Genomic DNA, 12,267 nt, shown 5'->3' with positions numbered 1-12,267 from the left:
GGCCGCACCATGACGCAACAACAGCACACTGAAGCTCTAGTAACAGGGCTAAACCAGCAAAGCTTGGCACAACTACCAAGCCATGTAGACACACCAAACTATGACCGTAGCAAGTTAAAGGCGGGTATTGTTCATATTGGTGTAGGCGGTTTTCACCGTGCTCACCAAGCTGTTTATATCAACGAGCTTTTAAAAACGCCAGGTTCTGAGCAGTGGGGCATTTGTGGTGTAGGCCTATTAGAGGGCAACCGTGGGTTGCGCGATACGCTAGTAAAACAAGATTACTTATATACGCTAACGGTAAGACACCCAAATGGGCAAATTGATAACAAAGTTATAGGCTCTATGATTGACTTTTTATTTGCCCCTGAGGACAAGCAAGCTGTAATTAATAAACTTGCTCATAGCGATACGCATATTGTGTCGTTAACTATTACCGAAGGTGGTTATAACTTTAACCCAGTAACGGGTGAGTTTGATTACAGCAATCCTGACATCGTTAACGATATTAATAACCCGAATGACCCAATCACAGCGTTTGGTTACATTACTGCAGCGCTTAAGCTTCGTAAAGATCAAGGCCTTGATGCGTTTACAGTGCAGTCGTGCGATAACATTCAGCACAATGGTAACGTTACACGCAAAATGCTTTTAGCTTTTGCAGCAGAGCAAGATAAAGAATTAAGCGAGTGGATTGCCACTAACGTTACGTTCCCAAATGCAATGGTTGACCGTATTACGCCAGTATCTAAGAAGAGCGATATTGATTACGTTGTTGATACTTATGGTGTTAGTGACGAGTGGCCTATTACGTGTGAGTCGTTTACACAATGGGTGATTGAAGACTCATTTTGCTGCGGACGCCCGGATTGGGATAACGTAGGTGCACAATTTGTATCTGACGTAACACCGTATGAAACAATGAAAATACGTTTATTAAATGCAGGTCACTCAGTACTTGGTTTATTAGGCTCTGTACATGGTTATGGCACAATTGACGAAACAGTATCAGATCCTTTGTTTGCTGAGTATTTACGTGCATTTATGGACAAAGAAGTAACGCCTAACCTTGAGCAGTTAGAAGGTATCAACCTTGAAGTGTATAAAGATACACTAATAGAGCGCTTTGCTAATCCAAACATTAAAGACAGCTTGTCACGTATTTGTTCAGAAAGTGCCGCTAAACTTCCTAAGTTTTTAATTGCGACTATTAACGAAAATCTAGCACAAGGCCGTGATGTTTCACTTGCCACGCTTGTTATTGCAGCATGGTGTTTTTACAGTGATAAAGGTGAAGATGAGCAAGGTAATAAGCTTGAGGTAATAGATGCAATGCAAAGTGAGCTTCATGAAGCTGCGGCTAAAACAGCGACTGATGACCTTGCATTTTTATCATTAACAAGCTTGTTTGGCAGCTTAAATGAACAAAGCGAATTTACTTCTCATTATAAAGATAATGTTGAAGCGCTATACGCACCTGCGAGCAAAATTAAAGCAATTATGAAAAACGTACTTGAGCCTAAAGGTAAGTAATAATGAGTATTTTAATTAACTCTAAACAAGGTAAAGACGTAAGCGTAAGTTGCTTTGGCGAAGTACTATGGGATTGTTTTGCAACAGGTAAACGCTTAGGTGGCGCGCCACTGAATATGTGTGTACGCATTAACTCGCTTGGCATTAAAGCCGACATGATAAGTGCAGTAGGTAACGATGAGTTAGGTACTGAGCTTCTTGGCGAGATAAAAGCTAAAGGTGTTAGCTGCGACTATATTGCCGTTAATAACGACAAAGAAACCAGCACTGTACAAGTTACTTTAGATAAAAGCGGCTCAGCCAGTTACGAAATCGTAGCGGATACGGCCTGGGATAACATTACACTTACCGATGCGTTAATTGAAAAAGTTAAAGCTAGCGACGTATTTGTATTTGGCAGCTTAATTGGTCGAAGCGAAGCATCACTTGCTACATTAAACCAGTTAGTTGATGTAGCAAACTTTAAAGTATTTGATGTAAATTTACGTGCGCCACATTACACGTTAGATACGTTAGTTGATTTAATGAATAAAGCCGACTTTATCAAGTTGAACGATGAAGAGCTTTACGAAATTGCTAAAGCAATGGGCTGTAAGTTTCATTCACTTGAGCAAAACTTAGCGTTTATTGCAGAGCAAACGAATACTGAATACCTATGTGTAACAAAAGGCAGCCACGGCGCATTACTTACCGTAAAAGGTAAGAATTACTACAACTCAGGCTATTTAATTAGCGTTGTAGATACCGTAGGCGCTGGAGACTCATTCTTAGGTTCGTTAATTTATCAGTTATGTAGTAGTGATTGTGCACAGCATGCCGTTGATTTTGCATGTGCTGTAGGCGCTATGGTCGCCGAAAGTGCCGGTGCCACACCTACACTCACTCATGAACAAATTAACGAATTTATGAGCCCGACATAGTTTAAAAATTCACAGTTGCACCCAATCATTGTGTGTGTAAGCGGTTTTACCTTTTAGGTAAAGCCGCTTTTTTTTAACTTTATTTTAATAACTTATTCGTTTTGGTTGAGATGTAAGCAATGTGCATGAAAAGTGACTTAAAAGGCCTAGGGTCTGTTGACCTTTGCAGTTTGAAATTTGTTCAAACTAGGGGCTATTTAATCGCGGCGCGAGGTTCGTAACCTAGTGGGCTCGTTAACTGCTCCTGCGTTACCCTACTGGCTTACATCCATGTAAGAATAAGGCAAAACCGAGCAAAGCTTCCGCGTCCTGCTCACGCCCCTTGCCTAAATACCAAGCAGGCTGCTGCAAATTTAACCTTGAAAGGTCTACAGACCCTTGTGTATTAGCTATTCGTCTTATTGCTCGGTGCTTAATCCTTTGTTAATGTTCGTCGATTATTCACGGATTGAAAAGGCGGGGCGGGATTTATGCGCTCTATACACAAAATACAAAAAGAGAAACGTGCTTTATGATCATCTTTTTTATCTGTATCACTATATTAATACTTGGCTATAAATTTTATAGCCCATTTGTAGAAAAACAAGCAGGTATGGACTCAACCGTTGATACACCTCAAAAGCGCTTTAGCGAAGGTGTTGATTATGTTGCTATTCACCCTGTGCGTGCATTTTTAATTCAATTTTTAAATATTGCTGGCGTAGGCCCTATTTTTGGCCCTATCTTAGGTGCGCTTTACGGCCCGGTTGCTTTAGTATGGATTGTACTTGGTAACGTATTAGGCGGCGCTGTACATGACTTCTTCTCAGGTGTGATGAGCATTAAAGAAGATGGCAAAAGCTTACCTGAAATTGCAGGCCATTATTACAACGTTGTATTTAAAGGCTTTATGCTGATATTTACGGCTATGCTACTGTTTTTTGTAGGCGTTGTATTTATTATGAGCCCAGCGGGCTTGTTAAGTAACTTAGATGTTTTTCAAGATACGTTTTTTGCTAACAATACCTTTTGGGTACTTGCCATTTTAGCGTACTACTTTTTAGCAACGTTATTACCAATTGACAAAATCATTACTAAATTTTACCCAATCTTTGGCGCACTAATGATTGTAATGACCGTTGCAATCGCCGTTTCATTATTAATCAATGCACCACATTTGCCAGTGGCGGGTGACTTTTTAGCGTACTTTGAGGCCGACCACGCGCACGACTTTTTAGAGCCTAACCCAGATGGTTTGCCAACGTGGCCATTACTGTTTATTACTATCACATGTGGTGCTATTAGTGGATTCCATTCTACTCAAGCGCCTATTATTGCCCGCTGCTTAACAAACGAAAAATACGTTCGTCCAGTATATTACGGTGCAATGATGTGTGAAGGTATTGTAGGCTGTGTATGGGCACTTGCTGGTATTGCAGCATTCCCAGAAGGTTATGCAGGCTTAAAAGCATTGCTTGACCAAGGTGGTCCAGGCTTAGTTGTTAACCATGTAGCAAATAGTTACTTAGGTGTACTTGGTGGCATTATGGCGATTATTGCCGTAGCTGTTTTCCCAATTACATCGGGCGATACAGCGTTCCGCTCACTGCGCTTAACGGTTGTTGATGCATTTAATATTCCGCAAAGCTTACGTAATCGTTTATTACTCGCTCTGCCTATTTTAACTATTGCTTACTTTATGACTAAGTTAGATTTCTCGTTGATTTGGCGCTACTTTGCATTTTCAAACATGTTGCTTTCAACCAGCGTATTATGGCTTGCTACTAAGTACTTATTTGATAGACGTGCCTTTCACTGGATAGCAAGTGTACCTGCGGTTATTGCTACAGGTGTAACATTGTCATACATAATGACAGCGGCGATTGGCTTTAACTTGTCTGCCGATTTAGGCAAACCTATTGGCGCAGCAGTCGTTGTTATTGGTTTAATTGCTTTAGTTTTTGTTCACTCTAAGCATAAAGCAAATGCGGCAGCGTAAGCGCAGCATTTTATAAATCACAAAAAAACGAGCTATTTAATAGCTCGTTTTTTTATGCGTAAAATAATTGATCAGTACGTTAATTAAGAGCGTAGCTACCTATATGCAGCCTAGTTACTAAGTTGGCTGTGTGGCAAGTTCAAAGTAGCTATTATCATCAAGTGTTTTGCTAATCATCATCGCGCCTTCAAGCAGACTTACGGTTTGAATTGCAGCGTGTTTAGGTTGCTGCTCACCATTGGCTAGGTGCGCCTCAGTGAGCCATTCTAAATTTTGGTTAAAAAAACGTTTAACTTCAAAGCGCACCTTTTCTGGCAAGCTGTCACTTTCAGCGCCAAGTAAGCCGCATAGGCACATTTTTTTATCAAAAAGTAAGGCGCTCCTAAACAGTTGCGTATAAACCTCAATAGGGTTTTTACCGTTAGCTTTGTGTTCACTTGGCGAGCCTAATGCATTTAAAAACGCATTAGTGTATTGATGAGCAAGCTCAGCGCCTAAATCAGCTTTAGTAGGAAAATGGTAATGAACACTGGCACTTTTAATGCCTATTTCGCTTGCCAGTTCCCTAAAGCTAAAGTTACTGTAGCCACCAAGGCGAACTTTGTTTTCTGCTGCTTTAAGTAACGCTTCTTTTTTACTCATTTTAATTATACCTTGCTTGTAATGCAGAAATTATCGACCAGTAGGTAGTCGTTTTCAAGTCATTTATTTTTAAATAAATGGCATCTGATCAGCTGCTCATCAATAAACATTCTAATAAATAGTAAGTTTAAAATTTGACATAAAATTACTTTAATTATATAAATTACCTATCGGTAGGTAGGTTGTTATGCTTTCGATATCTAACTAATTTAATAACAGGTGATTTATGAAAATTTATGACGTAGAAAACTTCCCAAATCCATTACGTGTTCGTATAGCGTTAGCTGAAAAAAATGCGACTGAGTATGTTGAGTTTGTTCCAGTAGATTTACTTAATGGCGAGCATAGAACAGATGCTTTTTTAGCAAAAAATCCTTTGGCAGGTGTACCTGTGCTTGAGCTTGATGATGGTACATTTATATCTGAAAGCACAGCTATTACAGAATACATTGATACTGCTTTTGAGGGACCATCATTAATGGGTGAAACTGCAAAAGAGCGTGCAGTGATTAATATGATGCAAAAGCGAGCTGAGTCTATGGTGCTTGACGCTGTGGCTACTTATTTTCATCATGCGACAGATGGCTTGGGTCCTGAACTTGAAACGTACCAAAATGCAGACTGGGGTAAAAAGCAGGGTGAAAAGGCGCAACAAGGTTTAAGTTATTTTAATGATGTACTAGCACAATCAACATTTGTTGGCGGTGAGCAGTTTAGTATTGCAGATATTACTTTATACGCAGGCCTTGTATTTGCTGGGTTTGCACAAATCGCTATTCCTAGTGAGCTTACTCATTTAATAGCATGGCAAGAAAAAGTGGCACAACGAGAAAGTGTTGCTGCTTAAAACACGCATTCATAGGAGCTTTAAATGAAAATACTAGCCGATTTTAGTCAGCGTGTTGTGGTGCATAGCCAAACATTAGACTGGGTTGCTTCACCTATGCCAGGTGTAGATAGGCGAGCACTTGATAGAGTAGGCGAAGAAGTTGCGCGTGCAACTAGTATTGTACGTTATGCCCCGGGCAGTGAGTTCTCTCCTCATGTACATACCGGAGGTGAAGAGTTTGTAGTGCTTGAGGGGGTATTTCAAGACGAGCATGGCGATTTTCCACAAGGCTCCTATATTCGCAATCCGCCACAATCAAAGCATAAACCAGGCTCACAAAATGGCTGCATAATATTTGTGAAACTTTGGCAATTTCAACCACAAGATAGAACCCACGTACGCTTGCAAACGCAATACATGGGCAGTGTGCAGCACGCTACATTTAAAGGGCTTGCCATTACGCCGCTTTATAAAGATGACTATGAAGACGTGAGTCTATTGCACTTTGAAGCCGGTGCTAACATGCAAATTAGCGCAATGGGTGGTGCAGAGTTACTTGTACTTGAAGGCGAGGTAAGTGAGCAATCAGACGTATTAGTAAAACACAGCTGGTTAAGGCTACCCATTAATACTGATCTTAATATAACCGCTGGTAAGCAGGGTGCAAAAGTGTGGCTTAAGTTAGGGCACTTAACCGATGTAGATAAGCAAATAGCGCGTGTGCAAAGTGCTTAACAATTACCATTATTCAGCAGTATTGCTTGATTTAGTTCAGGATTAATTAACTTAATAGGGTGTACTTTTATAGCTTAACTCAGCCAATGTTTGGCATTTGAATGTAGTTACTACTAACTTAACTAGAACAATTGAAGCCTTAGGCTTTAATAAATCCAAACAACAGGCTGTAAATAAAATAAGCGCACCCGATTAAGGAGAGCTGCATGGTACAAACAACACATGGTTTATCTATTGGTATTGAACGCGCAGGCAGAGAATTCTTTTTAAAACTAAAAGCTGTGGGAACGCTAACCCATAAAGACTATAAAGTAATTATCCCCATGATTGATTCTGCCCTTGGCGAGGTTAAACACCCTATTGCAAACGTGCTTATTGATGCCAGCGAGTTAGAAGGTTGGGAACTTCGCGCCGCGTGGGATGATTTAAAACTTGGCGTAAGGCACTCAAAAGAATTTAATAAAATTGCTATTTATGGCAATCAAGAGTGGCAAGCCCGTATGGCCAAAATAGGCAATTGGTTTATATCAGGCGAGGTGCAATACTACGAAAACGCCACCGCCGCCATAGATTGGCTAGATGAATAATTACATAATAAAAAACGTTCACAAGAGCGTTTTTTATTATGTAAAGCAACTAGCACTCTACTTAAGAGTTACATAACATCAGCTAGCACTGGTAACGCCGGAAAAGCACCTTTAGCTAAACACGCTTTAGAGCCACACTTAAGCGCAAAGTGCAGGGCGCTTTTTACGCTTGTTTCATCATTTAGTTTATCTGCTAGCGGTAAATCACTTCCTAGGTTATTTAAGTAATATAAAACTCCCGCTATAAATGCATCACCCGCACTTGTTGTATCTACGGCGTGTATTTTTGGTGCTGCTTCGCTAAGTGTAAATGCGCTGTGATAAACCTTAGCAGGCTCTGGCCCGTCGGTTAAAAACACCAGTTTTATCCCCGTATTTAATAGCGTTTGAATGTAATCTTCGCTCGTTGTATCGCTATGCTGCGCTAAAAAATTAAGCTCATCACGCGAAAGTTTTACTATGTCGCAATAGGTATAACAGGCTTGCACATTGCTTGCTATATCATTTGTGTTTTCCCACAAGCTATAGCGTAAATTTACGTCAAAACTAACGAGCTTATTATGTGTTTTTGCAAGTTCTAGTGCTTTAAGTGTTGTGCTGGCAATTGCGGAGTCGGTTAATGTATTTGAACAAAAATGTAGAGTGCTTATGTCTTGCCAATTTATATGCGCTAAATGCGCTTGCGTTAATAATACATCGGCTGTGTTATGGCGATAAAAACCAAAACTACGCTCGCCTGTTTTATCAAGGCTTACGATTACCATTGCGGTTTGGGAGCCAGCAATGGCAAATAAATAGTCTGTATTTACATTATATTGCGCTAATGCATTGTTTAATTGATTGGCAAAATGATCATCCCCTTTACCACCACAAAACGCGGCTTCACCGCCAAGTTTTGCATAGCCAACAGCGACATTGGCAGGAGCACCGCCAGGTATAGGTAAATAGGCCGAGTTATGAGCATCTTGTGGCAGCATATCAATTAATAGCTCGCCTAAGCACAGGAGTTTTGTCATTTGGAATATCCTAAAAAGCCTAGCAAGGCTAGGCTAAAAACGTGAAGGGTGTTATTTATTCATACTTTAAAAGGCGCTACAGTGATTACTCACCGTAGCGCAATACACACAATTAGTTAAAAGCGTATTTTAAAGTAACCGACGTTGTGCGACCGTTAATAGTACGGGCACGAATAATATCGTTTTCAGGTACTGAACCTTCTTCAGCTTCTGTAATACCTACTGTATCGAATAGGTTGTTTACATTAAGCGCAAGGTTTAAGTTTTCAGATAAGTCGTAGCTTACAAATGCATTTACTTGCGTGTAGCCGTCAAACTTAAGGTCGTTGTTATCTTGAGCGTAAGCATCAGTTGTACCAATAAAGCTTACACCTGCCGCGCCCTTATCGTAGCTATAGCGAGCCATCAGTGAGTAAATTAAATCAGCTTGGCGACGCGGTGTGTTACCTACAACTTCAGGAGTTAGCGCATCTTTTGCAATTTCTGCATCGGTCCAAGTAAAGTTACCTCTAAAGTCCCACGCATCCATAAAGTAAGTCGATTCAACTTCAATACCTTTCGCTTCGTATTCACGGTCAAAAAAGGTTTGCGATGTTGCTTCAAAGTTTTGCTCTTCTGTTTCTGCATAAAAGGCTGTTGCAAATACCGAGAACGAATCAAAACGTTTTTTCACACCAATTTCAAATTGGTTTACTTCATCTACTGCATCTTCGTCTGCTACACTTCCGTCACTGCGTACTTTACCAAATAACAAACGGTCTGCATTGGCACGGCCGCCCTTACTAATACGTGCAAACGTAGCAAGGCTTGGGTCAATTTGGTAGTTAGCACCCACAGAGTAAGATGAGTAGCTCCAATCGTAATTTACTGGGCTGGCGTTAGCTATATCAATACCAGCTACGTTTTGCTCAGGAATAGAAATAGTGCCATCGCGGTTCATATCTACTGTTGAGGTTACGGCCCCAGCGTAGTTACCGCGTGCTTCACCGCTGTCGTAGCGGGCGCTTGCATCAATGCTTACATCACCAAGTTTTGTTGAAAAGGCAACGTACGGGGCGCGTGTATCGTACTCTGTGTCGTAATCGCGCTGACAACAGTTACCCCAATAAGGCGTGCCATAAGCGTATAAACCATTTTGTGAATACTCAGTGCCATCGGCTGCGGTTACATTTAAAAGTGCTGCATTGTCGCCTTTAAGCTCCATTAAGTACGAGTTCCATAACCACGACATCGCAATGTTTTGCGTTGAGGCAAAGTAACCAAAGGTTAGGCTGGTGTCATCGCTAAACGATTTAGTCAGTTTAAAATCGTTAACAATAGAGCCAAAGTCATTAAGCGTTACATCAAAAGTGTGAATACGCATGGCAAGTTCATCATTAAACGCCTCACCCGTATTTGCGTTACTAAGTGTTGCGCCTACACCACCAATACTTTGTGCAATAGACGAGGCACTCCCAACTTCCGCAGGAATAAGCGAGTTGAAGTTGCCGCTAATTGACGATTTACGAAAACGGTTTTCGATACGCCAATCGTTATCTAAATCAAATACAGCTTCAAAACCTACCGCATCCACTTTAGGGTTCATACCATCGCGTAAGTCGCCACTGCTAATTTGGTTTTCGCCATTTAAGCGCACTGTTTTAGTAAATAAAGCAGTGTGTGGTGTATCTGATTGTGCATCAAATCCTGCAATAGAGTCACCGTTTGAATACATAGGCATAGGTAAGTAGCCTACGCTTTTGTCGTCTAGGTGTTTGTAGTAAAGGCGTACGTAGCCGTTTTCAAAATCTTTAGTAAGGTTGGCTTTAATTTGGCCACCTTTATTTGATGTGTAGCCTGTTTCGCGCGGGCCTTCGCCTTGGCGTACAAATCCGCCTACATGAAAACGTACACTATCGGTTAAGTAGGTGCCATATTCAAAGTCGGTGCGAACACTGTCGTAATCAAGGCCAACAGTAGAAGACACGCTACCCGATTCGTTATCGCCGTTTTTAGAAATAAAGTTAATAATGCCGCCGGGTGCATTACTAGCCGAGGTAGAGGCAGAGCCACCACGGATTGATTCGATTGTTTGCACTGTGTTATCAAGGCGCATAAAAATATCGGCGTTACCAAAGGCAACATCACCAAACTGCATCACTGGCAGGCCATCTTCTTGCAGTTGTAAAAACTTAGCGCCACCCGAAGCTACAGGTAAACCACGCACTGCAATATTTGCGTTACCTTCACCGCCCGTTGATTCAGCGCGAACGCCCGGGATAATTCTAAATGCCTCAGCCGTTGAACGCGGTGTAGATACCTCAACTTGCTCAAGCGATAAACTACTTACTGATGAACTCGACGCCATGATAGTTGTGCGGCGAGGAACGCCGGTAACAACAATTGTTTCAAGCCCTTGGTTAGCTTGCACTTTGGTTTCTTGCTCATCTTGTGCATGAACGCCTTGGCTTACTGCAAGTGCTAAGGCACTGATTAAATATAAAGGTGTGTGGTGTGTTGTCATGTTAACGCCTCATTGTGTTGTGTGAGTTTGTTATTTTTACTTAATCGATTAAGTAAAAATAACAAAGTTTTTACAATAAGCAAATTATTTTTGTGTGTAATTTGCTCTTATTTTATTTTTGTATTGATTTTAAAGGTGTTTTTTATACTGGCTTGAGCAGCCATTTATACATTTTTAGTTAATGCTTTTGCCGCGGGGTCGCGGTAAAAGTTATAAAGCATGGCTAAAAATAAGATCACAGCAAAGCCGGTAGCTAAGTAAAAGCCGTAACGTACGTGGCCAAAGTAATCACTTATCATGCCCATGAATAAAGGCGCAAGTGCGGCCGAAAGCGCGGTAAAAAATAAAATAACACCCGCTACTGCACCATGTTGTGCAACAGGAAAGCACGATATACCTTTAGAGTTTAAAGTAGGGTAAACCATCGACATAAACAAACCCGAAAGCGGCAATAAGCCTACAGCCCAATCAACACCGCCTACTAAAGTGCCTACATAACACAGTGCTATGCCTAAGCTTAAATAAGCCATAACGCCCTGCCAGCTAAAGTGATTTAAAAGCCATACGGCAATAAAACGTCCTGCAGCACGCAGTACAAAAAATATTGTGAGTGCGTAGGTTGCAAGTAAAGGCCACGAGCCAGTGTAATCTTTTAAAAGGGTTGGCATCCACACGTAAATAGCAACTTCGGTCGCCACATACAATGCGATAGCCATTGAAAAACCCAGTGCATACGGGTTTTTAATCATTTTCATGGTGGTGGCAAGTGAGGCTGGCTTATCAGTGTTTTTGACAACTGCAGGGTAATCAGCGCGCCAGGCCATTAACGCTAAAATTAAGCACATAACACCTGCAATAATATATAAGTAAGTCCAGCTTACGTTTTGAGTTAGCAATACGCCTACAAGTGCAGGGCCAACAATGGCGCCAATACCAAAAAAGCCTTCTACTTTATTCATTGTTTTAGTGTGTTCTGCGTTACTTGCTGAAATATCGCCAAGAAGCGCTAGAGCGCCTGTTTTAAATAAACCAATGGCCAAACCGATACAGCAAAGCAAAATTAAAAATACTGAAAAGTTGTTACTAAAGGCAAACAAAAAACAACTGCCCGAAAAAATAAGTAAGCCCAGCATTATGGTTTGTTTACGGCCAAGGCTGTCGGCTAAAAATCCTAAAAATAAGCCACTAAAGGCAATCAGTGCCATAGGTGCATAATGAAAAGCACTGGCTTGGGTCATGCTTAAGCCAAAATCTGTTATTAGTTCAGGGATGATCATACCTACTGCATCAGAGGTCATCGCAAACATAAAAAACATCATGTAAGTGAGTATTCGTATGCGCTGTATTGGGTCGCTTTGCGTGTGTGTGTGTAAATTCGTCATGTGATTTTTCCTCGTTATGGCTCAAGTTATAGTAATAACTCAATCACTTACTCTGGTTAGTATTACCTTTGCCACAACTTTTGTATGTAAAATATTTAAAAATTACTTGTAAAATTGTACGTGCTAGTTAAAGATATATCTT

General features: G+C 41.0%; 10 protein-coding genes. 6 read left to right on the top strand and 4 right to left on the bottom strand.

Annotation, left to right across the window (positions count from 1 at the left end; all coding sequences use genetic code 11):
* The first annotated feature begins 9 nt into the window (after positions 1–9).
* From J8L73_RS08770 to J8L73_RS08760, 3 genes are all read left to right on the top strand, one after another.
* Positions 10–1,533: a mannitol dehydrogenase family protein gene (locus J8L73_RS08770; protein WP_211016309.1), complete on the top strand. Its 1,524-nt coding sequence runs from the start codon at positions 10–12 to the stop codon at positions 1,531–1,533.
* A gap of 2 nt (positions 1,534–1,535) precedes the next feature.
* The gene (locus J8L73_RS08765; RefSeq protein WP_211016307.1) at positions 1,536–2,453 is read left to right on the top strand and encodes a carbohydrate kinase; all 918 of its coding nucleotides are present in this window, start codon (positions 1,536–1,538) and stop codon (positions 2,451–2,453) included.
* A gap of 511 nt (positions 2,454–2,964) precedes the next feature.
* Positions 2,965–4,431, top strand: a complete 1,467-nt coding sequence (locus tag J8L73_RS08760) for a carbon starvation protein A (RefSeq protein WP_211016305.1) — start codon at positions 2,965–2,967, stop codon at positions 4,429–4,431.
* 117 nt (positions 4,432–4,548) lie between these two features.
* Here the strand turns inward: J8L73_RS08760 and J8L73_RS08755 are convergent, their stop codons facing one another.
* Positions 4,549–5,073, bottom strand: a complete 525-nt coding sequence (locus J8L73_RS08755; RefSeq protein WP_211016304.1) for a TetR/AcrR family transcriptional regulator — start codon at positions 5,071–5,073, stop codon at positions 4,549–4,551.
* A gap of 226 nt (positions 5,074–5,299) precedes the next feature.
* On the opposite strand from J8L73_RS08755, the gene J8L73_RS08750 reads away from it, so the two are divergent.
* The 3 genes from J8L73_RS08750 to J8L73_RS08740 all read left to right on the top strand — a co-directional run bounded on the left by J8L73_RS08750 (position 5,300) and on the right by J8L73_RS08740 (position 7,224).
* Positions 5,300–5,920, top strand: a complete 621-nt coding sequence (locus J8L73_RS08750) for a glutathione S-transferase (RefSeq protein WP_211016302.1) — start codon at positions 5,300–5,302, stop codon at positions 5,918–5,920.
* Between the two features lie 24 nt (positions 5,921–5,944).
* The gene (locus J8L73_RS08745; protein WP_211016300.1) at positions 5,945–6,637 is read left to right on the top strand and encodes a cupin domain-containing protein; all 693 of its coding nucleotides are present in this window, start codon (positions 5,945–5,947) and stop codon (positions 6,635–6,637) included.
* Between the two features lie 206 nt (positions 6,638–6,843).
* Positions 6,844–7,224, top strand: coding sequence for an STAS/SEC14 domain-containing protein (locus J8L73_RS08740; protein ID WP_211016293.1), 381 nt, complete (start codon positions 6,844–6,846; stop codon positions 7,222–7,224).
* Between the two features lie 68 nt (positions 7,225–7,292).
* Here J8L73_RS08740 and J8L73_RS08735 read toward each other — a convergent pair whose 3' ends face one another.
* From J8L73_RS08735 to J8L73_RS08725, 3 genes are all read right to left on the bottom strand, one after another.
* Positions 7,293–8,240, bottom strand: coding sequence for a carbohydrate kinase (locus tag J8L73_RS08735; protein WP_211016291.1), 948 nt, complete (start codon positions 8,238–8,240; stop codon positions 7,293–7,295).
* A 112-nt stretch (positions 8,241–8,352) separates the two neighbouring features.
* A complete protein-coding gene (locus J8L73_RS08730) occupies positions 8,353–10,743 on the bottom strand; it encodes a TonB-dependent receptor (RefSeq protein WP_211016289.1) in 2,391 nt (796 codons plus the stop codon).
* A 164-nt stretch (positions 10,744–10,907) separates the two neighbouring features.
* Complete coding sequence (locus tag J8L73_RS08725; protein ID WP_211016287.1) at positions 10,908–12,125, bottom strand: MFS transporter; 1,218 nt, start codon at positions 12,123–12,125, stop codon at positions 10,908–10,910.
* Positions 12,126–12,267: the final 142 nt, after the last annotated feature.

The organism is Pseudoalteromonas sp. MMG006 (assembly GCF_018101025.1).
Lineage (GTDB): Bacteria > Pseudomonadota > Gammaproteobacteria > Enterobacterales > Alteromonadaceae > Pseudoalteromonas.
Note: the sequence above shows the minus strand (reverse complement) of the source record. Positions and strands in the feature narration are given on the sequence as shown.

What these genes read in the sequence shown, in the direction of transcription:
- J8L73_RS08760 (WP_211016305.1), top strand. Translation starts at nt 2,965, where the DNA reads ATGATCATCTTTTTTATCTGTATCACTATATTAATACTTGGCTATAAA.
- J8L73_RS08765 (WP_211016307.1), top strand. Translation starts at nt 1,536, where the DNA reads ATGAGTATTTTAATTAACTCTAAACAAGGTAAAGACGTAAGCGTAAGT.
- J8L73_RS08750 (WP_211016302.1), top strand. Translation starts at nt 5,300, where the DNA reads ATGAAAATTTATGACGTAGAAAACTTCCCAAATCCATTACGTGTTCGT.
- J8L73_RS08740 (WP_211016293.1), top strand. Translation starts at nt 6,844, where the DNA reads ATGGTACAAACAACACATGGTTTATCTATTGGTATTGAACGCGCAGGC.
- J8L73_RS08735 (WP_211016291.1), bottom strand. Translation starts at nt 8,240, where the DNA reads ATGACAAAACTCCTGTGCTTAGGCGAGCTATTAATTGATATGCTGCCA.
- J8L73_RS08745 (WP_211016300.1), top strand. Translation starts at nt 5,945, where the DNA reads ATGAAAATACTAGCCGATTTTAGTCAGCGTGTTGTGGTGCATAGCCAA.
- J8L73_RS08755 (WP_211016304.1), bottom strand. Translation starts at nt 5,073, where the DNA reads ATGAGTAAAAAAGAAGCGTTACTTAAAGCAGCAGAAAACAAAGTTCGC.
- J8L73_RS08770 (WP_211016309.1), top strand. Translation starts at nt 10, where the DNA reads ATGACGCAACAACAGCACACTGAAGCTCTAGTAACAGGGCTAAACCAG.
- J8L73_RS08725 (WP_211016287.1), bottom strand. Translation starts at nt 12,125, where the DNA reads ATGACGAATTTACACACACACACGCAAAGCGACCCAATACAGCGCATA.
- J8L73_RS08730 (WP_211016289.1), bottom strand. Translation starts at nt 10,743, where the DNA reads ATGACAACACACCACACACCTTTATATTTAATCAGTGCCTTAGCACTT.